The 19,225-nt window shown below is 60.3% G+C and carries 27 protein-coding genes; 3 read left to right on the top strand and 24 right to left on the bottom strand.

Annotation, left to right across the window (positions count from 1 at the left end; all coding sequences use genetic code 11):
- From AC3WMA_RS12350 to AC3WMA_RS12295, 12 genes are all read right to left on the bottom strand, one after another.
- Entirely contained in the window at positions 1–717 is a 717-nt protein-coding gene (locus AC3WMA_RS12350) for a hypothetical protein (protein WP_492285648.1), read from the bottom strand.
- Between the two features lie 9 nt (positions 718–726).
- A complete protein-coding gene (locus AC3WMA_RS12345) occupies positions 727–1,203 on the bottom strand; it encodes a hypothetical protein (RefSeq protein ID WP_492285647.1) in 477 nt (158 codons plus the stop codon).
- Positions 1,204–1,286: 83 nt separating this feature from the next.
- A complete protein-coding gene (locus tag AC3WMA_RS12340; protein ID WP_492285646.1) occupies positions 1,287–2,102 on the bottom strand; it encodes a hypothetical protein in 816 nt (271 codons plus the stop codon).
- Between the two features lie 7 nt (positions 2,103–2,109).
- On the bottom strand, positions 2,110–3,114 hold the full coding sequence (locus tag AC3WMA_RS12335; protein WP_492285645.1) for a hypothetical protein: 1,005 nt from the start codon (positions 3,112–3,114) through the stop codon (positions 2,110–2,112).
- Positions 3,115–3,129: 15 nt separating this feature from the next.
- On the bottom strand, positions 3,130–3,807 hold the full coding sequence (locus AC3WMA_RS12330; RefSeq protein WP_492285644.1) for a DUF2612 domain-containing protein: 678 nt from the start codon (positions 3,805–3,807) through the stop codon (positions 3,130–3,132).
- Positions 3,807–4,988, bottom strand: a complete 1,182-nt coding sequence (locus tag AC3WMA_RS12325) for a baseplate J/gp47 family protein (RefSeq protein WP_492285643.1) — start codon at positions 4,986–4,988, stop codon at positions 3,807–3,809. Before AC3WMA_RS12325 ends, AC3WMA_RS12330 begins: the two co-directional genes overlap by 1 nt.
- Positions 4,988–5,344 carry a contractile injection system sheath initiator gene (locus AC3WMA_RS12320; RefSeq protein WP_492285642.1) on the bottom strand — a complete coding sequence of 119 codons (357 nt, stop codon included), beginning with the start codon at positions 5,342–5,344 and terminating at the stop codon, positions 4,988–4,990. Before AC3WMA_RS12320 ends, AC3WMA_RS12325 begins: the two co-directional genes overlap by 1 nt.
- On the bottom strand, positions 5,313–6,149 hold the full coding sequence (locus tag AC3WMA_RS12315) for an NUMOD3 domain-containing DNA-binding protein (RefSeq protein WP_492285641.1): 837 nt from the start codon (positions 6,147–6,149) through the stop codon (positions 5,313–5,315). The genes AC3WMA_RS12320 and AC3WMA_RS12315 overlap by 32 nt, the downstream gene beginning before the upstream one ends.
- 38 nt (positions 6,150–6,187) lie before the next feature.
- On the bottom strand, positions 6,188–6,883 hold the full coding sequence (locus AC3WMA_RS12310) for a Gp138 family membrane-puncturing spike protein (RefSeq protein ID WP_492285640.1): 696 nt from the start codon (positions 6,881–6,883) through the stop codon (positions 6,188–6,190).
- Positions 6,883–7,830, bottom strand: a complete 948-nt coding sequence (locus tag AC3WMA_RS12305) for a phage protein (RefSeq protein WP_492285639.1) — start codon at positions 7,828–7,830, stop codon at positions 6,883–6,885. The genes AC3WMA_RS12310 and AC3WMA_RS12305 overlap by 1 nt, the downstream gene beginning before the upstream one ends.
- Positions 7,827–8,141, bottom strand: coding sequence for a phage baseplate plug family protein (locus tag AC3WMA_RS12300; protein ID WP_492285638.1), 315 nt, complete (start codon positions 8,139–8,141; stop codon positions 7,827–7,829). Before AC3WMA_RS12300 ends, AC3WMA_RS12305 begins: the two co-directional genes overlap by 4 nt.
- On the bottom strand, positions 8,141–8,677 hold the full coding sequence (locus AC3WMA_RS12295) for a phage baseplate protein (protein ID WP_492285637.1): 537 nt from the start codon (positions 8,675–8,677) through the stop codon (positions 8,141–8,143). The genes AC3WMA_RS12300 and AC3WMA_RS12295 overlap by 1 nt, the downstream gene beginning before the upstream one ends.
- A 78-nt stretch (positions 8,678–8,755) precedes the next feature.
- Here AC3WMA_RS12295 and AC3WMA_RS12290 point away from each other — a divergent pair, with 78 nt between their 5' ends.
- Positions 8,756–8,968 (top strand): hypothetical protein, encoded by a 213-nt coding sequence (locus tag AC3WMA_RS12290; RefSeq protein ID WP_492285636.1) that lies wholly within the window; start codon positions 8,756–8,758, stop codon positions 8,966–8,968.
- A 297-nt stretch (positions 8,969–9,265) separates the two neighbouring features.
- Here AC3WMA_RS12290 and AC3WMA_RS12285 read toward each other — a convergent pair whose 3' ends face one another.
- The 7 genes from AC3WMA_RS12285 to AC3WMA_RS12255 all read right to left on the bottom strand — a co-directional run bounded on the left by AC3WMA_RS12285 (position 9,266) and on the right by AC3WMA_RS12255 (position 14,377).
- On the bottom strand, positions 9,266–11,224 hold the full coding sequence (locus tag AC3WMA_RS12285; protein ID WP_492285635.1) for a phage tail tip lysozyme: 1,959 nt from the start codon (positions 11,222–11,224) through the stop codon (positions 9,266–9,268).
- Positions 11,217–11,384 carry a DUF6889 family protein gene (locus AC3WMA_RS12280; RefSeq protein WP_492285634.1) on the bottom strand — a complete coding sequence of 56 codons (168 nt, stop codon included), beginning with the start codon at positions 11,382–11,384 and terminating at the stop codon, positions 11,217–11,219. The genes AC3WMA_RS12285 and AC3WMA_RS12280 overlap by 8 nt, the downstream gene beginning before the upstream one ends.
- 17 nt (positions 11,385–11,401) lie before the next feature.
- Entirely contained in the window at positions 11,402–11,815 is a 414-nt protein-coding gene (locus tag AC3WMA_RS12275) for a phage tail assembly chaperone (protein WP_492285633.1), read from the bottom strand.
- The gene (locus AC3WMA_RS12270) at positions 11,815–12,276 is read right to left on the bottom strand and encodes a tail tube family protein (RefSeq protein WP_492285632.1); all 462 of its coding nucleotides are present in this window, start codon (positions 12,274–12,276) and stop codon (positions 11,815–11,817) included. Before AC3WMA_RS12270 ends, AC3WMA_RS12275 begins: the two co-directional genes overlap by 1 nt.
- Positions 12,277–12,370: 94 nt before the next feature.
- Positions 12,371–13,222: a TIGR-Tas system RNA-guided endonuclease gene (tas, locus tag AC3WMA_RS12265; protein ID WP_492285631.1), complete on the bottom strand. Its 852-nt coding sequence runs from the start codon at positions 13,220–13,222 to the stop codon at positions 12,371–12,373.
- On the bottom strand, positions 13,212–13,808 hold the full coding sequence (locus tag AC3WMA_RS12260) for a hypothetical protein (protein ID WP_492285630.1): 597 nt from the start codon (positions 13,806–13,808) through the stop codon (positions 13,212–13,214). Before AC3WMA_RS12260 ends, tas begins: the two co-directional genes overlap by 11 nt.
- 203 nt (positions 13,809–14,011) lie before the next feature.
- Positions 14,012–14,377, bottom strand: a complete 366-nt coding sequence (locus AC3WMA_RS12255) for a hypothetical protein (RefSeq protein ID WP_492285629.1) — start codon at positions 14,375–14,377, stop codon at positions 14,012–14,014.
- A gap of 418 nt (positions 14,378–14,795) precedes the next feature.
- On the opposite strand from AC3WMA_RS12255, the gene AC3WMA_RS12250 reads away from it, so the two are divergent.
- Together AC3WMA_RS12250 and mazF are read left to right on the top strand one after the other, a co-directional pair.
- Positions 14,796–15,038 (top strand): AbrB/MazE/SpoVT family DNA-binding domain-containing protein, encoded by a 243-nt coding sequence (locus tag AC3WMA_RS12250; protein ID WP_492285628.1) that lies wholly within the window; start codon positions 14,796–14,798, stop codon positions 15,036–15,038.
- Positions 15,001–15,381: an endoribonuclease MazF gene (gene mazF / locus AC3WMA_RS12245; RefSeq protein WP_492285627.1), complete on the top strand. Its 381-nt coding sequence runs from the start codon at positions 15,001–15,003 to the stop codon at positions 15,379–15,381. The genes AC3WMA_RS12250 and mazF overlap by 38 nt, the downstream gene beginning before the upstream one ends.
- On the opposite strand, the gene AC3WMA_RS12240 is transcribed toward mazF, so the two are convergent.
- Genes AC3WMA_RS12240 through AC3WMA_RS12220 form a run of 5 tightly spaced genes read right to left on the bottom strand, consistent with a single transcriptional unit; the run spans position 15,382 to position 19,222 of the window.
- Complete coding sequence (locus AC3WMA_RS12240; RefSeq protein WP_492285626.1) at positions 15,382–17,193, bottom strand: DUF3383 domain-containing protein; 1,812 nt, start codon at positions 17,191–17,193, stop codon at positions 15,382–15,384.
- A 3-nt stretch (positions 17,194–17,196) separates the two neighbouring features.
- The gene (locus tag AC3WMA_RS12235; RefSeq protein WP_492285625.1) at positions 17,197–17,781 is read right to left on the bottom strand and encodes a phage neck terminator protein; all 585 of its coding nucleotides are present in this window, start codon (positions 17,779–17,781) and stop codon (positions 17,197–17,199) included.
- A gap of 9 nt (positions 17,782–17,790) precedes the next feature.
- A complete protein-coding gene (locus tag AC3WMA_RS12230; protein ID WP_492285624.1) occupies positions 17,791–18,183 on the bottom strand; it encodes a hypothetical protein in 393 nt (130 codons plus the stop codon).
- Positions 18,183–18,641: a hypothetical protein gene (locus AC3WMA_RS12225; protein ID WP_492285623.1), complete on the bottom strand. Its 459-nt coding sequence runs from the start codon at positions 18,639–18,641 to the stop codon at positions 18,183–18,185. Before AC3WMA_RS12225 ends, AC3WMA_RS12230 begins: the two co-directional genes overlap by 1 nt.
- Positions 18,638–19,222, bottom strand: coding sequence for a DnaT-like ssDNA-binding protein (locus tag AC3WMA_RS12220; RefSeq protein WP_492285622.1), 585 nt, complete (start codon positions 19,220–19,222; stop codon positions 18,638–18,640). Before AC3WMA_RS12220 ends, AC3WMA_RS12225 begins: the two co-directional genes overlap by 4 nt.
- Between the last annotated feature and the right edge of the window lie 3 nt (positions 19,223–19,225).

The raw sequence follows: 19,225 nt of genomic DNA, 5'->3' as shown, positions 1-19,225 counted from the left end.
TCACGCCTCCCAGCGCGCGGCGACCGTCACTTGCGTGTTGCCGTCGTCTTTCCGTTTCACGCCCAGCGCGTTGGCATTGGACAGGCCGAAGAAGGTGAAGGCGCTCTGATCGAAGATCGGCACGGCGACGCCCGCCGCGCCCTGCTGCACGAGGATCGCCGTGCCGGTGTCGTTGACGATGGTGACCTGCTTGCAGGCCTGCGAGCCGAAGGCGGTGTAGGTCGTGCCGGGATTGGCTGTCTGAGCCGAGATGTTGCCGCCGGACGCCATCTGCGGGGTGACGCCGAGAAGACCGGCCAGCGCGGCTGCGATGGCTTTCAGGCGATCCAGAACTGTGTTCGCGGTCGGGTTGGCCTGAACCTCTCCGACAAGAGCAGCCAGCGTGTCCTGCTTTGCCGAGGTGGCGGCGCCAGAGGGCAGCGGGAGCGCAGCGGCGGAAACCGGGACCGCCGCCGCACGGAGCTCCGTGTTCGTCAGTGGACCGGAAACGGGCTGCGTCGCCGGGAACTGCACCCCGACGTTGATGCCGGCGGCGAGACGATCTTCGATCGAGGCGAGTTCCGCCAGCGCGAGATCCTGCTTCGCAGCCGTGGCCGCGCCCGACGGCAGCGCCGAGGAATCGACATGGTGATGCGGCACCTCGCCATTGCTGCCGTCCGCCGTCGACTTGATCTTGACCGCCAGGCCACTGACGAAATCCTTGATGTTGAAAGCCATGATCGCTCCTCAGGCGGCCGCTGCGAAGGCGGCGTAGTCGTCATCGGTGTAAGTGATGGTTTGGATCAGATCCGCCGCGCGGACGCCCACGAGCAGGCAATCCAGGACGTCGGTTCCGCTGACGGCTGGCGCCGGACCGGTGATCTCGCGCAGCCCGGTGCCTGCGGTATGCATCGTGCGCCCGTGATTGATGCAGACCAGGCGAACGAATACAGCACCGACCTTCGCCAGCTTGGCGGTCTCGCTTTCGACGATTCGAATTCGGCCGTGAGCGTCCCCGGCTACCGGATCGGGGTTGCTGATCTCGACTGAGGCGGCAATGCCGCCTTGCACAATCCCGCCGGCCCATATTTCGGCCGTTACGGTCCATCCCGTCAGGTCTGCGATCGCCTTCTCGGCCAGGATGATAAAGCCCTGCACGATCTCATCCCCGGCAACGAAGGGGATGTCGCTGACGAGCCCAAGACCACAGTTGTATCTCGACATCAGGGACCACCAAACTGACGCGCGAAAGCGCCCCGCGGATTGGCCGCGGGCGCAGAGAAAAACTGACGGGTCACGGATGACTCCTATGAAGCGTAAAATGCCGAGTCCCACTCATCTGCACTTTTGCAGCGGTAGGCAGGGGAGAGGCTTTGAACCCAGGCTGAGCGGTCAGAAAACGCAGGCGTGATGCGCCACCAAGTTTCGCCATTGGGGTGGTCGATACCAGCAATCTGAAGCACACGAAGCCACTCGGCTTCCATTTCCGCAGGCGTCGCAAGCGTCGATTCGGCCCAAACAAGGGGGTCAAATTGCGAACTGGCGATCTGCTCAACCGCCACAGACTTCTCCGAGATTCGCCGCATCACTCCTGTCTGGAGCGGCAGAGCATCCCTTATCGAGCGTCCCTGGAAATCAAAGCCAGCCGCGGGGTCAAAGAGCTGCCAAGTTCCGCCAACCTTAGCTTCGAGCAGAACGTGCCCCTCAAAGTAACCATTTGGCGCCCCCGCCGTGAGCGCACGCGCCGTGCGGGTTTCGACGCCGAGAGGTACGCAGATCGAGCGAATCCATTCGACCGTGCGGCCGCAGAGAAGCCGAGGCTTAAACCACTTGGCCTTGGCCGTAATTGTAGGAAGGGGCACACTGATATCACTGGCGCCGATCGCACTGAGCCAGGCTAGCGATGCAATCAGTTTCGCGACATCGCCACCCCAGACCACGCGGTATTCTCGATCGACGCCAGGCTGCCAGAACGAGTGAACCCGCTCTGCAGTGCAATCGCGCGCCTGGCCCGCGTAAGAATAAACGCCAGGCGGGATGATGAGACCGTCGGGCAAAGCGGATGCGATCGGCATACTCGCAACCACTTCGGCCCCGGGGAATGAGCGAACAATAGCGTCCATTCTGCCCTCAAGACGACATCTGGTAGAGATTAAAAACAGTCGTGAGAGGCAGCGCGCCGGGGAAGGAGTTTGTGCGGTTGCCTCCCGAGTTTTGCCAAACAGCCATCGACAAAGTGTCCCCGGCAGCTACGCGAACCGAGCCCGAGTTCGTGCAGAAGGTGCCCGCAACCGTCTGGTTCAGGACAGTTGCGCCGTTCTTGATTAGATAGGCCTGTGTCACGGTTGCAGCGCCGCCGGCTTGGCTGGGGTAGTACTGCTGCGAAACGGACCAAACGCCTGCCGATTTGGCGCCGATGGTGACGACTCCGCCTGAGCCGAATGTGGCATCGCTTGGCTTCGAAGCGGTTACGGAAAAGTCGTTGACCACCGTGATCGTGGACGTCGGGACGGACTGGGTATTACCCGTAACCATCTCAAAGAAGTTGAGTTGGGGGGCCGTACCCGACGCGCTCAAGCCAGCAATGATATCGCTCGGGAGCTGGGTCAATACGCGGATGTTCGTGCCGTCGTCAGCACACCAGACCAACTGTCCCGAAACCAAATCACCGATTGCGGGATCGGTGCCATTGCTTTTCTTGACGCGCCGATTGCCCAGTGCGGAGACATTGGCATTGACGGTTGTACTGGTATTAGTCGCAGGGATCGTGACCAGCATCGGACGGCCAAGAGCATAGGCCACGATCGACGGGACGGGCGTCAGAACCCAAGCGTTCGCGGTGCCGGTGGCAACCCCGAGCAGGAACTTGCCTTGCTGAAGCGTCCGCGCCAGCGCAATCTCAAGATTGGCGGTGTTGCCATCGTCCAGGGCGTCAAAGCCGCCATAGTCGTTGATAAATTGACCAAGCATCGCAGCCATGGCGGCGGACTGGCGCAGGCCCTTGTTCACCTGCTGAGACTGAGCAACGCCAGCGACGTAGCCGGACAGGCGCGCTGCGAGTGCGTTCCAGTCCGACTGCGAAAGCACGTTTGCGCCGCCCGCCGTAGCGAACGGCAGGAAGTCATTGGTGGGCATCGAGTGCTCCGATGATCAGGAAGTGAAGTAGCTCGGAGGAGCGCCCCAGGCGCCGTTATCCCAGCCAGAAATGAACTCGTTCTGGACGTCGAACCCGAAAAGCGGGCCGCTTACCGTTGTGATCAGGTAGTTTGCCCGCACGCCTTCTGGCTTCAGCGGCAGATACCCCTGTGACAAGAGCGCAATGAACAAGGCTGAGGGGATCACGCCAGCAACGCCGAAAGTGATCGTCATGTCCTGATTGTCGACGATGATGATATTGGTGTCGCCATTCGGGAACAGGATTTCCAAAGCCTGCTTTGCGCTGGGCAGCGTGCCATCCCAATTGTTCGCCGCGATCTTTGCCCGAAGCAGTGTCCTGTAGGTATCGTCGTCGAGGCGAGTGATGCCGGCTGGCGTGTCGTACTGGGACTGATACCAGACGCCCTGGTCGAAGCCCTTTAGCGCCGTGTCCCAAGAAAACCAGGCATTGGCGATTGGAACCTTCACGAAACGCGAGCGTCCGACCCATTCGCCAACCGCGTCGAGTTGAACCCCTATGGCTTGGTCCAGATCGAAATCGAGCGGCAGGTGCTCCATGAAGGCTTGCTGCGCGACGACCGGCTCAACCAGAGCCTTTATCATCGCCGCAAACTTCGGCTTGCCTCTATGGAACGACGTTATGAGCCCGAGATAGCTATCGACATCTGCCATCAGGACACCGTGATTGCGACGTTGGTCAGATCCGCCGTCGGGGCCTCATTGAAGGCAATGGCCAGATCGGAAGTGCCGAACGAGCCGGCGTTCTTCGCGATGGTCAGCGCCGTCACCTTGTAGGTCTTGGCGCCGGGCGAAAGTGAAAGGTTTGCGGGAACGAACATCTCCGCCCATTCGACGAAGCCGTTTGTCCCGCCGATATCGAGGCCGTTGATGAAGTCGACGATCGATTGCTTGATGCTCGCCTCGATCGCAGCGGTGTAGCCGGACTGCGCCGTCAGCGAGATATTGACCTTGATGGTCGCGGTCGTCGGTCGATAGAACTTGATCGCGCGAGCAACACCATATTCGTCTGTAATCGTGACGCTGGTCGTCCCATAGGTGCCAGTGCCAGGCGTCTTCTTGTTCGCAATCGCTTGGGCGATAGCCGTGGCATCGCCGCCCTGCACGACCAGCGAGATCGAATGCGCCGGGATGCCGTTTCCGTCAGTCGTGCCAGTGTCGTTCTCGTAGCCCTTCAGGCGCTCAACGCCCGTGATCGAGGCGACAGCGCCCATGGTGCCCTCGAACACGGTCAGAGACGGCAAGGCGGTCGAGATGGTCTGACGCTGCTTCAGTTCAGCGTCTAGCTCGATCGGCTGACCGGGTGCCGCGGCGTTGGCATTCGTGACGCTCTGCCAGCCGCGCGTGGGCGTGCCGATGGTTGTCACGGTGCCAGGCAGCGCCAGGATAGCCCCGGCGTCCTTTGCTGACGCGGTGACCGTGATCGAGCCGCCTGAGGGGATCGTGACGCTGGCCGGCAGAAGCCACTGATTGCCCGCATCGTCCTTCGCGATACCGCCAGTGATCGTGGTTCCGGCTTGTCCAACCACTGTCAAATCGACGGTCGAGTTGGAGGCCACAAGGCGCTTGATGCCATTGATCTTGACGACCGAAGAAAGCCCGACGCCACGCGCAGTCGAGGGCGAAAAGGCGTTGTAGACCTGCACCGCCATCGCATTGGCTTGGTCGACCGCGGCGGCGAAAATAGCGAGTAGCTGGCCGTCTTGAGAATCGGGATCGATATAGACGTCTTGCCCGTAGATGCCGCGAAACTCGTCCTGCAAATAGGCGAGCACGGCCGCGTAATCCGGCTTGTAAATGCCGTTTGCATCGATCGTGCAGACAGGGAGAGCCATTAGAAATTCACCCCGGTCACGGTGGCGACGCCGTAGATGGTGTCGATGGTCAGGTTGACGCTGAACCCGCGCGTGTCGCGGTCGAGCGAGCTCGTATAGTCGAGGAGAGACTTGGCACCCTGTGTGCCCAGCACGCGGCGGCGAATGGCCGGGTCGCGCGTATTGGCAGTGCGGACGCCTAGGACCTCAGTGTTCCAGGTCATGCCTTCGCGGCTATCCAGGAACCACTCTCCTTCGAAGAGGAAGAGGCGCGTCTTCACCGCCTGCGCGACAGCGTCCGGCACGTCGACCCAGAAGTCGGAGGTGCCATTGCCGAACTGATAATCACCCTCTGGCGAAAGCTTTCTGTAACGCACGTCCCATCCTCCAACCTGCTGGCAAGGCATCGCCTGGCAAAGTTCTGCGGCTTCGTTCGCCGTCCGTGATCCAAACCTTGCCGCGGGTGTTGTTGCCGGCGACCAGAGATAGTTTTGCGATATGGCTTTCCGACTTCGGGCGCCCCCTAAGCGCATCTCCAATCTTACGTCCGGTTTCGGGCTTTCGATCGCGCTCGCGGAGTGCTGCGGAAATCTTTGAGCGTGCCGCCTCCGAGTGCTTTCGACCTCGTAGTTTGGCCTTTACCTCTTCAGAGAGCGGCCTACCGCGTCGAGCTTCGCTCAAATCAGGCCTAACTCTGCCAGATAGCGATGCGCTGATCGCCGAACGCTGTTCGGCGGTTATCACCTTCTTCATGGCGATATGGGCGGCCCGAATCTTCTCCGTGTGCTCGGTAGCCTGCTTCCGACCTTTTGTCCTGACGCTAACTTTGCGCCCAATCAGCCGCCTGGTTTCCTCTGGTAGATCCACGACGCCATCACCTCCCCTCGTCTGGTTGATGAGGGGACCGGCCGGCTCGCGGCCAATAGAGCTGATCAACGCGATCTCAGTCTCAACTGCTTCCTCGCGGGTGAGACCTTCCCGAACTTTGATTTTCGGCAAATCACCCATTGAAGAAACGACAGAGACTATGATGCGGTCTCTGTGGCTGCGCTGAAAATGAGCTCGTTTCTCATGGACAAGCCATCGGTCTCCCTTCCCCATCCCGACGTAGAATGGCTCTCCATTCTGGCGAAATAAGACGTAGACATAGTAAGGCTTATCCATCCGGACGATATATGCCAACCGTATGATTTTTAAAGGGTTCTATAAATCTTCATGGCTCAGTTCGTCGGGCCTGTTGAGGTATCGCTGCCGGACTGAACGCCGGTGTGCTTGTGTGTCGAGAAAACGATGTTGTTGACGATAAGCTCACCCGTGATCCGAACCGTTCCCGTGATGGCAGTCTCGCCAGAGCCAGAACCGATCGTGATCCCTTGCGCAGCGGCAACCGAAACCGTCTTATCCGTCGCGATACCCACACCCCCAGATCCGGAAAGGCTGATCTTGGTGTTGCCGTCGTCCGAGCGGACTTCGGTCGCGTCGGTCGAGACGTTAGCCAGCGCCTTCGGGTTAGAGCGAAAACCCAGCATTGCAAATGCATTTGACAGGTTATTCCCGCCAGCATCCATAGGTACCTGAGTGCCTCCACTCTGTTGCCAAGAATCTTGAGACTTGGAACAGAAGTTCAAAAGGCACTCGTCACCTTCTTTCACCGGGAAGGTCATGGTCTGCCCCCCAGCTCCAGGAAATTGAACGGGGATATCTGGGATAACTGGGTAGTCAACGGCCTTTGACGAGCCATCTGGCTGAAGTTGATAGGCCTTAATCGCCGGCTGAGCAGTGATAGTCTGCTTTTCGGCGTCGTAGCTGACGACACGAGCAGGCATTGCGGTAAAGAAGCCCGACTTGAAGTCGTCGAACATCGCGCGCAGCGTCTCTTCGAAGCTGTCGCTGCGGTCTCTGAGATCCATTGCCATCAAACGTCTACCGGGATGCCTTGGTTGACAAACGTCTTGAGCACCAAACCTTGCTCGCTGGTCGCCACGCAGGCGCAATCGGTGTACCAAGCCGTCCCGCGAGTATCCCCGGAGTGCTCAAGGTACAGAACTTTGTAGAACCCATCCGCGGCAATGCTCGCAAGCTGCGACTGCTGTACGTCCAACGGGTTGAAGTAGTCCTGCGTAAGCGTCGCCTGCTGGATCGATGCTTGGTCAATCTTAAGCCGCGTACCCGGACGGACCTGCGGATTGAGGAGCATCCTGACTTGAATGCCGCCCGTTGTTTGAACGGGCATACCGATCAAGCCAGTGGTCGAATTGAGAACGAAAGCGTCCCCATCCATCGCCTTGTCATTCTTGACGATCTCCAGCTTTTGGTCGCGGATCGTCCATGAGCTATTCGTCGATTGCCCCACCGTGCGCAGAAGATCGCGGGCCATGCCGAAAAGCGCGCGCCCGCGGGGCATCTTCTGTGAACCGAGATCGGCAATGAAACCGGCCGATATACCGAAGGGCTTCATAGCAGCTAACGCGACGTCGACCTGATCGCGAAAGGTATGGCCCGCTGCCAGGGTCTTGTTCACGACGGCAAACGAATAGGCGGTATCGCCGGATTTGCTATTTAGCGTGAGGTATTTATCGACCGGCGTCTCTCTGGCCGGGCCGCGCTTCTGATAAATCTCTCCCTTGTGAATCAGCCCAAAGCCATCCTCATAACCCGCCTTCAACGATACGGTTTTGCCTTCCTTATTGATGAGGTTGGCGGTGTCGTTTGACAGGTTCGAGATGGTGATCTGCGAGACAGCCGGTCGCTGGCGCTGAATTTCCTGTTGCACCAGAAAGCGCACACGAAGCTCAGAGAGATCAATCGTCTTCCCGCCCCCTTCGACCGTGAGCTCCAGTTTGCGAAGATACTGCCGCGTCATGGGGAGATGAAAACCACTTTCCCGTTGCTGCCGAGATTGGCGTAGGTCGGCTCAACCAGCGCATTGCCGTCCGTCTGGACGCGAATTTCGCCGGGCAGATTAAGATAATCAAACTGCTGCAAGACGTTCTCGCCAGCCGTAAGCGGCAGACCCATGATGAGCGGGTCACCTGCGTACGTGCTGAGATCCAGAAACCAGCCGCCGTCTGTCGTATCGCACCAACCGAAACGCACCGTGTAAAGTTCTGCGCCGAGCTCAATGGTCATCGTCTGCGCTTCGGGGCGAAGCGGGAACTCTTGGATTGTAGCCATCAGGCCCTCGCTGAAGGTGAGGCAAAGCCCGTTGTGCCCGAACTCTTCAGAGACTGCTGGCCGACATCCGTCGTTGAGCCGGTTTTGCCAGGGTTTGCTTGAGCCGATTTCGGGGCGGTCGTCGTTCGCGTGCTTACAATGATGATCTCGCGCAGGCGCAGGGAGCACATCACGACGTTGGATGTCGCCTGATCTCGGGTCACCTGAATGCCGACGGGCAGCATGCTCTCGTAGTTTCGATGCCCGGTTGAAACTGAAATCGGCTGTCGCTGTGACTGAAGCGACAGAAGCATCTGATACGCTTCATCGCTGTACCCCACGTAACCGCCGGTTGAATCGGACCAGCCGATCACCATTTCGATCTCTGACGGCAACTTGAACGCGTGGTCAGAGATGGCTGCGCCGGTTTCGACGGGGTGGTCTGTGGTGATCAATGTATCCCGGCTGGCTTCTCTCACCATCACGTCCGGGATGAGCGTGCCGATCTGCACGCCTGGGCGGAAGATCAGCGCAAATGCATCGTCAAGGATTGCCATGCGAAACCTGATTGAACCCGCCCGCGTTGACGGGCGACATAGCGCTGTTAACTTGCGCGCGGTGCCGGGAGGGGCTGAATGGGCAAAGTTCTGAATTTCTTGGGCGCCACGATGATGGTCGTAGGCGTTTTGATCCTAGCGAACTCTCAAAGCGCAATTCACGAGATTGAGGCGGGAATTTGCCTGGGGCTGGGAGCAGTAGTTTTGTCACTGGGTATCGTTGCCGGTCTGCTCCAGAAAATCCTTGATCAGTTGAAGCTTACTTCCGCCCCCACTACCCCGGCTCAGTGATATGCTCCGAGCAACCCTATTGTTAGTCGCCCTAGTATCTTTTGCGCCGGCATCGCAGGGGGCCGAAAGCTGGGATTCCGCAGTGAAGCGCCTGTGCTCGTCATTGAGCCAGGAAGATTGCTGGATAAAATCAGGCGCGGCAATTTGTGACCGTGAACAGGCTGTATGCCGCAATCTCCCTGACCACACACCGGCAATCATTCTCGGAAAGTCCGGCAACCGCTGGCACGTCAAAACTGCAGGCGGAGAAGGTTGGGTGAACCAACGCTGGATGATGCTGGACGGTTCGAAGATGAACTAACGAACCGCCCCCTTCACGTCACGTAGCAGAACCTGCCCCAGCCCTCGCTGTGCATCCCCAACCTGAGATGCAGTCAGCGAAGGATCTCCGCTCCCCATAACCTCAACCCTATTGGATTGGTTGATGGTCACGGTCGTATCACCACGACCGGCGATTGATGGGGTAAGGGCGGCGCCACTAGCTGCTCCGGTTCCGCCGCCCACGCGGGCTGCATTGTCTGCAGCGACGCCCAGAGCGCTGGAATTGAACCGAGCCAACGGCGGTAGACCTGGGCCACCTTCTGCCTGTGTGGCCAAGCGAAGCACCTTAGAGAGACCATTTGCCATCGCAGCGCGCTTGGCGGCTTCGCCATCGCGGTCTAGGGGCCTCTCGTATAGCTTGCTCACGATGGCCGCTGCTTCGCCGGCCGACTCAGCCTGCTTGAGCGCCGCCCACGCTTTTCTCTCAGCTCCCTGGCTCATTTCCCAGTATGCCCCTTCCCGCTGTTGCGCGGCCGTGGCGCTGGACATGTCTATGCCGGTGCCCGCCAGAATCGCCGCCCGGCGGTCTGGGTGATGCTGATACAATCCGTGGGCTCGCCCGCCGTCTCCGCGCGCATTGGGATTGTGCCTGCTTTCGGCTCGCTCATTTGCGACCATCCCGACCGCCTGCTCGTGCGAAAGACCCTTGCCGCGCCAGAACGCATAGGACTCTTGAGCCGCGGCCTGTTGCCCGGCAGACCCGGTCGGAGCCGAAGCCGCGCCGCCTGATGGGTCTCCGCCGCGCCACCAGCGCTTGACCCGACCCCAAATGCTGGTGTCTGCGCCACCGCCGGGCTTCACCCCGGCGGCGAGTTCTTCAGCTGTGGCCGGCCCCCAAGTCCCGTTCGCACGGCGTCGGGCGATCTCTGCGTCTTCACCGCCGTTGGCGGTGCTGGGCGTCATGCCCAGAGCAAAGGCGCCGACTCCCGTGAGCATTCCAAAGAAGCGACCGAGCGCGCCGCTAATAAGTGCACCACTGGCGGCTGTTCCGACGGACGTAATTGCGGATGCAACACCGAGCAGCCAGCCAGCCAGTTTGAGGCCAATTAGAACCTCTATAGCTGTCGTTAGCCCATTCTGACCAGTGATCTGCTTGGAGAAGTTGTCGAAACCTTCCCACATCGGCTTTAGCGCAGTAACAACCTTTTCCGCAAAGGCAGCCAGTTCTCCGAGCGTGCGGCCTAGGCTTTCGACAAACTCAACAAAGGATTTACCGTTGTCATTCGTCCACTTATCGAATGAATCTACAAATTTCTGCAGAGGCCCCGCAAACTCAGACATGAGCTTTTGCCCAACCACCTCAAGAGTGGCATTGAGCGAGCGCATGGCCTGAGTAAATTCGGCGCCTTTCTTGGCTGCCTCGGCTGAATTGAGGCCTTGAGCCTTCAGCTTGTCGTTGTACTCGTCGAGTCGCTTCTGGAACGTGCCAGATTGGATGGCTTCGAGCGTGGCAAGATCGATGCCGGCGACTTCCGCTAGACCGAGCTGCTCAGCCTTGGAACGGCCTTTGATCTTATTGGCGAAGTCGACAAGGATATCAGTCGACGCTCGCAGGCCCTTACTGTCGCGCGAAACGACGCCGAGTTGCCTGAGAAAGCCTTCGAACCCTGGATTCCATTTGAGCTGCCGGCCGAAGTTCTCGATCGACGCGCCAGCACTCTCGGCCGACGAACCGAGCTGCGAAGCGGCATAGCCAATGGCCCGAATACCCTGGACCGTCGCCTGCGTCCGCTGAGCCTGCCAATACACCTGCTCGAAGGACTTCGAGATCTGGGTGACGCCCTCGAAGACCTTTTCCGCCGATTTAGCGATGGCGCGACCTAGGAGATCGGCCTGCAGCGTGGCGGAACGGACTGATGCCTCGAACCGCTTTTCCGAGCCAGCGTCGATCTTGTAGCCGAGGCTGACGAGAAATTCGCGGATAACGTCAGCCATTGCCTACTTCTCGTGCGCGATGAGCGTTTTCATCCCGAACATCGAGCGCGTCATTCAGGCGCGCGATATCGAGAAGGCTCAGGCTTCCATCAATGAGGGATTCGTATCGGCAGAGCCCCTCAATGACGGGCCGCAGCACATAGTCTTCGCCGTCTGGCATGTGGACGGGTTCGAATTTTAGGCCCGGCTGCCTGCGGTCAAACTGGACGCCAGGCCGTCCCAAAAAGGCCCGACTTCAGCCATCACCACGTTCGATGTGATCGAGATAAGCTCGAAACCCGTGATATCTTCGAACATTGCCCGCCGGGCTGACGAGTGCCACACCTTGGCCCAGCCAGTGTCTCCGGGCTTCTGCCGAGAGACGCCAGACATGCAGACGTTCACGATGTAATCGACGTTTTCGTCAGCCATCGAGCCTAGCGCTTCCGCAGCAGGGCCGATCATGCCGGCAGTATCGCCGCTAGAGGCGGCATCGCGCAGCGCGCTCAGGATTGGCGCGAGTCGCCGCACCAAATGAACCTGCTCCATGGCGGATAATGGCTGCGAACGATATTTGAACGCGCCAACTTCGAACTCGATCGGTTCACGCATCAGAGAGCCGCCGGGGTGCCGGTGCCGAGGATCGCTTCAATCTTGCCGCTGTTCCACGTCCACTCAAGCATCTGCCCTTCCTTGCCGTAGACAACGTCAGGCATCTTGCGGAAGCCGCAGCCGTTGCAGGTGACGGAATCGCCACTGACAGGATTGCGAACGCTGATGGTGTTCTGACCATAGCCCGCCGAAGAGGCGGTATCGGTGTTGTACATGTCCATCAAAAGCGCGTTAGTCGGGCTCGTCTTGAGGAGGCGAACCGTCACCGTGCCGTTCCGGGCACCGTGAAGCGAGTGCATGTATGAGCCGTCAGCGCCCGCAGTCAGCGAGCCAACGTCATCAGAACGAGAAACGGTGATGCCCTCATCCGAAACACCCGCGCCGCTGCCGATAGAAAAGGAGCCGTTCGGGCCTTTGATGGCGGCCTGAACGTCTAAAAACGAATAGGTGTTCGAGGCCATCGGCCTGCTCTCCTTAGTTCAAAAGAAAACCTCCCGCCGGAGCGAGAGGCAAAGTGATGGCGGGCGGCAAGGGCCGATTGGGCTACATTTCTCCTTAGGCCGCCCGCCTCCATTGAGACCAAAGGTCTCGCAGGAATCTCTTCTCGACGTAGCGCTGCGCTCGATTATGAGCGTGCATCTTCGTCTCGACGCGCTCAGCCTCATAGACTTTGCGCGCGTCGTAAATCTGTTTGAGCGGGCCACCCGCCTTCACGATGCAGGCGCCCAGGTTCCACATGACCGAGCGGCGCGCTGGGCTATAGCCGTGATCGAGCGCCTTCACGCCCGCCACCCTGCGCTGGCGCTCTCCGTCGATCACCGCGAGGCCCATGCGCTTCCACAGTTTGGCGGGGTTGTTGTAGGCGGCCAGATCGCCAGCCTCTCCTACGATTGCGGCCAAGGAAGCGAGCCCCACGCCGCGGACGCTTTCGACCCATGGCGCAATCGGTAGGCTCTTTGCGAGCTTGACCAGCCGCTTCTCGACCAGCTTGCGGTGCTTCTCAACACCGTCGCGGGCTTCGACCAGCGGGAAGATCGCGCCGAACGCGATCTCACCCATGGGATGAGCGCCTTTGCCGAGGGCGGCACTGTAGATCGTGTCGGCTTCCTTCTTATCGCCGCCGTCCGCAAGCCGTCGGCAAAGCGCCTTGGCCTGCAGCGTCAGGGATTTTTCGGCGCGGTGCCATGCTTGGCGCCTGCGCCATTGTTCGCGGATTTCCGCGATAATGGGCGCGAGGTCGGCACCTTGAACAGGGGCGTCAGTCAACGAATGGCCGACCTCGCATTCGCTGATTCCAGCGAACTGAGTGGGCGCGGCGGGCGGCACAGCTTCATTGGGGTTCAGAAACTCGACGGCCGCCCGGCCGCATTCGGTCTCGCGACCGATCTCTTGATTCTCACTCAGCATCGCGCGTCGCCTGCTGGAGGTCGCGCAGACGGTCCTCAGTCAGCACGTCGCCAACCGTCTTATCTTCGGGGACGCACTGCGCCACTAGCTGCAGCCACCGGGCCTTGTGGACCATGTCCGAGGCCTGCGTAGCGTAGAAGTTGGCGGCCTCGACCAGATCGCCCCGCGTCGCCTCCCCAAGGCGCTTGCCGCCTGGAAGCGGGAACATGAGCAGCGTGCCGGCGGAAAGCTGGGCAACGCGGTAGGAACCCGTCACGCCAGACTTGCTCGGAACCAGCTTGACGACCGGCGCCTTCCAAACGTCGCGGCGATCAACGCGGATTTGAGCACGGATCGCGTCGTAACAGGCGTTCGAAATCAGGGGTTCGAGCAGTAGATCGCGTAAGCGCCTGCTCTGCCGAACTGCCTCTTCAAGCATCCGCGTGGCCTCGCGGACATCGCCCTTGGCGTCATCCAGAGCGCGCTTCACGGCTTCAGCGAGGTAATCGACGGTCGAAGTCTTGGTTTGGGCTGACATTTTGTCCTCCATGACGCCCGGCCCTGGCAGGACCTGACGCGGGTTCGCTTTCGCGAGACCGGGCGCCATGGAAGCTCTCGGTTCGCGTCATGACGCCCTGCCAGGGGCGCTTAGGCATGAAAGAGTTGACCGGCGGCAGAGGCTCCGAGGGGGACATTCGCCTATTGGCCACCGGTCAGCCCGATTGCTCGGGCATTGGAATAAGTGGCTGGCGGCAGTCGATATATGGATGCCACATCGTCCCGGGCCGCCAGCCGTCCGCTTGCGCGGATCTAAAACTTGTCCCAGCCCTCGACCTTCGCTCGGAAGGTGCGGGCGTAGAGAGCGTCTGCGCCAGAGTCGTCGACACTGGCAGCCCAGCGCCGGGGCTCGTCGCTTATGTCCGGGTCGCTCCAAGCAACCTGATACCAGCCGGGTTGTTTGCAGCGCGAGAACACTGCGTCGCGCTCTTCGAAGTATTTCAGGAGTTCGGGGATACGGCAGAGAGCGTCCGAAAACTCATGCGCCAATGCCATATCATCTGCTGCCAAACCGCCGGCCGTGGCGGGAAGAGGCTCGGCCAAGACTGGAAGAGGCAAAAGGATTGCCGCAGCGCTCGCCAATATCTGGCGGCGCGTGGTATCTGTATAAACAGCCACGGTCGATCTCCCAAGGATCGGTCTCGGTTAGGGCCGCTTCGGTGTTGCAAGCGCCGTTGCGGCCCGACTTATTTAGCGCTATAAAATAGCCATGTCAATTGTTAGCGCTAAAAAATCCCGAGGTCGCCCTAAGGTCGATAGCGAAGCGGTGAATACCCGCTTTGACAGACGGCTCCTCGACGCCATCGATCAGTTCGCTGTTGACCAGAACCCGCCCGCATCCCGCCCGGAGGCAGTTCGCGCGCTCGTATCCGAGCAGCTCACGACGCTAGGCCTCCTGCCTCACACGGAAGATCCAGAGGGTGTCAGCTAATTGGCAGGGGTGCCGATTTTTAAATATGCACCTTGCATAAGAACCTACTTGATGTATCTTCGTTGTATATCCAGGCGACATACAAGCCTGTGAGGAGAGCATCACATGAACGCGCGATTTTCGAAGTGGGGCAACAGCCTTGCCGTCCGGATTCCTGCGTCGTTCGCCCAGGAAATTTCCGTTGGCGAGGGCGCCTTAGCAGACATCTCCGTGGAAAACGGCTGCCTAGTTGTAAAGCCGCTTGGCAACACGCAGTACGATCTTGCAGATTTGCTCGCTGGCATAACCGAGACGAATCTGCATGGCGAGATTGGCACAACTGCTGCGGTCGGGAACGAGTTCTGCTGAACCGTACTGCCCCGACGTAGGGGATATCATTAGCCTGAATTTCGACCCTCAAGCCGGCCGCGAGCAGGCGGGGCGCCGTCCGGCTATTGTGCTCTCGCCCAAGGCATATAACGAGAAGGTGCGCCTTTGCGTGCTTTGCCCGATCACTAATCAGGCGAAGGGCTACCCTTTTGAGGTAGCCCTTCCCTCATCATGCTCGACCACCGGGGCGGTCTTGTCTGATCAGGTGAAAAGCCTGTCTTGGACTGAGCGGCAATCTGGTTTCATCGAAGCTGCCCCCGACGAAGTGGTGACCGAGGTTCGCGCAAAGATCAGTTCTTTGTTGTTCCCCAAGCCGGCGTGATCAACGGTTCACGTTGATGATGACGTCGACCGAGTGGACCGCGCCGGCCAACTTGACCGCGATCTGGATCGGAACGGACTTGCGAGCCTCGCGATCGGCTTGGCTCTGCGTCGCGATCGGCGGCGCGTAGACGTAGAAGCCCTTGGGCAGGTAATCGCCCTGCTTGAGCTGGCCGAAGCCGCCAGCGTTCCACTTGCCCGGCGCAACCAGGCCGTTGGACACCGCCTGAGCGAGCCGGTCCTCGATCGTGGTGACGATGAGGTGCGTGCCTTCGTCAGTCTGCGGGATCTTGGTCGACGAGGTGTAGAGCAGGTTGTAGACGGCCGTCTGGACGTCGTTCTCCAGCCAGTCGAGACCCTGGCGCTCGTCGAAGAACGCGCCATTGGCCATAACGCCTTCCTGGATGATGGCGGTCGAGTTGTCGTAGTTGACGAAAACATTGACGCGCTTGGCCTTGAGGGCCGCGGCCTGCGTCTCGGTGATCGTCTCCGCCTGAACGCCAGGCTCCTGCTTGAACTTCATGGTCAGGGTCGTCTTCGACCCGTTGAAGTTCACAGTGGAGGCGCGGCCGAAAAACGAGGCGATGGCCTGCGGGTCGTACTGGCTGTACTGGCTGAAGGTGCGCGCCAGGTTGTTGGCCGAAAGCAGATAGCCGAGATCGGTCGTGCTCGTCGGGTCGATCGCCGTGGTGTCGGTGATGGTGACGCCGAAAATGCGCTTTTTCTGCTGGGCTTCGATGATCTGCGCCGCGGCGATGATGGAAGCGCTATCGACGCCCGTTTCCACGAGCTCGCCAGCATACCAGTCACCTGAAGCCGTGATCAGAGCCGAGACACCCGCGGCCAGCGTTTCCGCAGCCACGCCGTTCGCCGGAAGGCTGGCCTGGGTCGACTTGCCCTTGAGCAAGGCCGCAACCGAGGTGCCCGAGCCACCCGCAAGCGTGGCGCCCGAAATTGCCGGGTTGGTGCCGCTTTTGGCCAGCGTGTAGGCGTTGCCCGCCGTGCCCGTCAGATCCGAGATCACATAGACCTTCGTGCCGACCGCCAAATAGGTCATCAGCGACAGGTTGGCATCGACCGAGGCATTGGCGAACGTCGCGAAGGCGGTGGCCATCGCAGCGCCGGTGCCGGCGATATTGACCTGGTTTCCGGTGGCGCCCGAGGTCTTGAACGTGACGACCGTACCCTGAATGGTCACGGTATCGTTGTTCGCCGGCAGGGAAGCGAAATCGAGATAGCCGAAGGCGGTCGGGTCGGAAAGGAAGCCGATCGTCGAGCTCGTGCCCGTCGTGCCGGACTTGATGACGAAGCGACCGTTATCGGCGTCCCAAACGACGGTGGAGTTCGCCACGAGGGCAGCGACGGCGGTCTGCAGGACCGAGGCGACGCCGTTGAGGTTGGTCTGAGCCGAGAAGTTCAGGCCCGACACGGTCCGCGGGGCGCCGTCCAGCACGAAGTAGAACGCGCCCGAGGTGATGGCCGTGAAATTGGCCAGAGCCTGCTCAGCGGTCGTCAGGACGCCGCCGCGGAGGGTCGCGGAGGTCGCGGTGCGCGCCCAGCGACCGACATAGACGATCGAGGGCTGCGGAACCTGCGCGAAGTGCTTGACCGCGGCCTTGTACTCGGGGTCCGTGATCGAGAAATCCTGCGCGACGCCGGACAGGTTGGAATAAAGGCGAATACGCTCGCCCACGTCGATGACGTCAGTCGCGCCGATCAGAAGCCCTGCGCCGAAATTCCGGGTCGGGGCCGCAAGCGGCGAAAGATTGACGGTGACGTTGACGACATCGGAAACGGCAAGGCCCTGGGCCATTGGTTAGGACTCCGTGACGGTGAATGGCTGCGTGCCGTCAGGCGTGCTGACAGAGCCTTGGGCCGATAGGATGTTGAGGATGGGATAGGTGCGCGTGACGCAGCGCCGGAAGCGAACAGGCACGTCGAAGCGCCGAATCCAGGTATTGTTCAGCAAGTCAGGGGCGCTGATGATCTTGCCCGTATCGAGCACGTTCATCTGGACCTTGAAGAGATCTTCACGGTTCTGCGCGATCGCCAAGCCGTCCTTGAAGAGCGCGGCATTGGCCTGGGCTAGAGGCCCATAGAAACTGGCCAGAACATCGATCGTCTCGTGACGCTGAAGCTCGTCTGCGCCGTCGCCTGCGCCGCGATGGATTACCGCTGGGAAGGTATCCGCTTCGACACCGGTTACGCCGATAGCGCACCAGTTGACGGTGCGTTCGGGTCTAGGAAGCGGGTTTTCTGCCCAGCGAGGGCGCACCAACTGGCCAACTATGCCGGTGATGCCGACCACTAGCTGCTGAAAGATGTCATCGAGATCGTCACCCTCAGCCGGCGGCGAACTGGACGGCGCGAGATATCCGCCCGTTGCCGAGGTGTTGGGCATGCTTGGATCTCAGGGATTGAGCGGGAGCTGATCGGCCAGGATTAGGTAATAGCCATCGCCGAAATTGCTGTAGTCGTTCTGCGCGATGACGGTGAAGCGGCTGTTGTTCCAGAAGATCACATCGGCGGTAGCGCCGGTCGCGGTATCGCCCATCTGCACTTCGAAGCGGGTGGCGAGCGTCATGCCATTGCTGTTGGTCTCGCCTTCTGGACGCCTGACCAGCCCGCCGTCTCCGCCAGGCAGGGCGTAGCCTGAGATGGCGACGCCATCGATCGGAATGCTGACCGTGGTCGGGACGCCGCGGCCGTCAGAGCCGACGACCAAGGTTGTGCGCTCGATGATGATGCTCGAATCGTTGAACATCGGATCGTCGAGCACGAAAGAGACGTCGAGATCAGGCATTACTTGTCCTCGACGACGAAATTGACGGCCTTACGCATGTCGCCTTTGGCTATAAGCGGACTATCCGATTTCTTTCGCCGGATCGTCTCAGGCTTATTCGGGATGAACGGACCGCTCGATATCTTGAGCTGCACAGAGCCCTGGGCGACCAATCCGACTTGGCGAAGCGTGGAATTCGCGCTGGACTTGCCGTCCAAGGCGTCGATGGCGCCCGCCTTCATGATCTTCTCGACCTGGGGCAGCGCCTGTTGGACACCGGGGATTAGAAATGGGCGGGCCGGTATATTGGCGGCCGGCGCACCGTACTCGTGGACATAGGCCAGCGTCGGATTGTTAAGTTCTTCGCCCTCACGGCTCGCCGTGCCTTGCGGAAAGCCAACCTTGACCTCCTGCATCGCCAGTTCTCGGATGGCCTTCAGCGTGCCCGCCAGCTTGTCCTTGAGAACAACCGTGGTCATGCGCGCTGTAACCTAACCGTGCTCATCGTGGCGCCCGGCCTGGCTTTGATCAGTCCAAGGAGCAGCCCATCGATGAACTTGAGCTTGTCGTGGCGCTGCGAAACGGGCGACGCATAGCCGTTAGTGTACGAGACGCGGTCAACGGAGCGGCTGGTCGAGGAGATCGCCGCGGTATTGCCGTTCTTCAGAAAGTCGAATCCGGTTGCCGAAAGCAGCGCGGCTTCCATGCAGGCCCTTTGGACTGCTTTTGGAACGACATTCCCCCAGAGAGGAAAGCCGTCATAGTCGTAGAGAATGGTCGTGACGCGCGGGGCGTACCCGCGCATCGCGAAGAGCGCAAGGCCCGGCGAATTATCGCGCGGCCAAGCCAGGGCTTGAAACTGCGCGAACCGAAAGCCGTTCCAGAGGCCGAAATAGGCGTCATCGACCCAGCGGGTCGCGGCTAGGATGGCCGCTTCCTTCTGGGTCGAACTGAGCGCCATCCATGCCGTATTGGTCGTGAAGTAGGCATCCGCATCGGAAACGGACACATAGGCGTTCGCGTCCGTCTTGGCGGTGCCGTCTTCGACGATCAGGGCCATGGG

Source organism: Allobosea sp. FW305-C-101, assembly GCF_058783685.1.
This window is presented reverse-complemented; position numbering and strand designations above follow the sequence as displayed.

What these genes read in the sequence shown, in the direction of transcription:
- AC3WMA_RS12350 (WP_492285648.1), bottom strand. Translation starts at nt 717, where the DNA reads ATGGCTTTCAACATCAAGGATTTCGTCAGTGGCCTGGCGGTCAAGATC.
- AC3WMA_RS12345 (WP_492285647.1), bottom strand. Translation starts at nt 1,203, where the DNA reads ATGTCGAGATACAACTGTGGTCTTGGGCTCGTCAGCGACATCCCCTTC.
- AC3WMA_RS12340 (WP_492285646.1), bottom strand. Translation starts at nt 2,102, where the DNA reads ATGGACGCTATTGTTCGCTCATTCCCCGGGGCCGAAGTGGTTGCGAGT.
- AC3WMA_RS12335 (WP_492285645.1), bottom strand. Translation starts at nt 3,114, where the DNA reads ATGCCCACCAATGACTTCCTGCCGTTCGCTACGGCGGGCGGCGCAAAC.
- AC3WMA_RS12330 (WP_492285644.1), bottom strand. Translation starts at nt 3,807, where the DNA reads ATGGCAGATGTCGATAGCTATCTCGGGCTCATAACGTCGTTCCATAGA.
- AC3WMA_RS12325 (WP_492285643.1), bottom strand. Translation starts at nt 4,988, where the DNA reads ATGGCTCTCCCTGTCTGCACGATCGATGCAAACGGCATTTACAAGCCG.
- AC3WMA_RS12310 (WP_492285640.1), bottom strand. Translation starts at nt 6,883, where the DNA reads ATGGCAATGGATCTCAGAGACCGCAGCGACAGCTTCGAAGAGACGCTG.
- AC3WMA_RS12305 (WP_492285639.1), bottom strand. Translation starts at nt 7,830, where the DNA reads ATGACGCGGCAGTATCTTCGCAAACTGGAGCTCACGGTCGAAGGGGGC.
- AC3WMA_RS12300 (WP_492285638.1), bottom strand. Translation starts at nt 8,141, where the DNA reads ATGGCTACAATCCAAGAGTTCCCGCTTCGCCCCGAAGCGCAGACGATG.
- AC3WMA_RS12295 (WP_492285637.1), bottom strand. Translation starts at nt 8,677, where the DNA reads ATGGCAATCCTTGACGATGCATTTGCGCTGATCTTCCGCCCAGGCGTG.
- AC3WMA_RS12290 (WP_492285636.1), top strand. Translation starts at nt 8,756, where the DNA reads ATGGGCAAAGTTCTGAATTTCTTGGGCGCCACGATGATGGTCGTAGGC.
- AC3WMA_RS12285 (WP_492285635.1), bottom strand. Translation starts at nt 11,224, where the DNA reads ATGGCTGACGTTATCCGCGAATTTCTCGTCAGCCTCGGCTACAAGATC.
- AC3WMA_RS12280 (WP_492285634.1), bottom strand. Translation starts at nt 11,384, where the DNA reads ATGCCAGACGGCGAAGACTATGTGCTGCGGCCCGTCATTGAGGGGCTC.
- AC3WMA_RS12275 (WP_492285633.1), bottom strand. Translation starts at nt 11,815, where the DNA reads ATGCGTGAACCGATCGAGTTCGAAGTTGGCGCGTTCAAATATCGTTCG.
- AC3WMA_RS12270 (WP_492285632.1), bottom strand. Translation starts at nt 12,276, where the DNA reads ATGGCCTCGAACACCTATTCGTTTTTAGACGTTCAGGCCGCCATCAAA.
- tas (WP_492285631.1), bottom strand. Translation starts at nt 13,222, where the DNA reads ATGCTGAGTGAGAATCAAGAGATCGGTCGCGAGACCGAATGCGGCCGG.
- AC3WMA_RS12260 (WP_492285630.1), bottom strand. Translation starts at nt 13,808, where the DNA reads ATGGCGCCCGGTCTCGCGAAAGCGAACCCGCGTCAGGTCCTGCCAGGG.
- AC3WMA_RS12250 (WP_492285628.1), top strand. Translation starts at nt 14,796, where the DNA reads ATGAACGCGCGATTTTCGAAGTGGGGCAACAGCCTTGCCGTCCGGATT.
- AC3WMA_RS12240 (WP_492285626.1), bottom strand. Translation starts at nt 17,193, where the DNA reads ATGGCCCAGGGCCTTGCCGTTTCCGATGTCGTCAACGTCACCGTCAAT.
- AC3WMA_RS12235 (WP_492285625.1), bottom strand. Translation starts at nt 17,781, where the DNA reads ATGCCCAACACCTCGGCAACGGGCGGATATCTCGCGCCGTCCAGTTCG.
- AC3WMA_RS12230 (WP_492285624.1), bottom strand. Translation starts at nt 18,183, where the DNA reads ATGCCTGATCTCGACGTCTCTTTCGTGCTCGACGATCCGATGTTCAAC.
- AC3WMA_RS12225 (WP_492285623.1), bottom strand. Translation starts at nt 18,641, where the DNA reads ATGACCACGGTTGTTCTCAAGGACAAGCTGGCGGGCACGCTGAAGGCC.
- AC3WMA_RS12220 (WP_492285622.1), bottom strand. Translation starts at nt 19,222, where the DNA reads ATGGCCCTGATCGTCGAAGACGGCACCGCCAAGACGGACGCGAACGCC.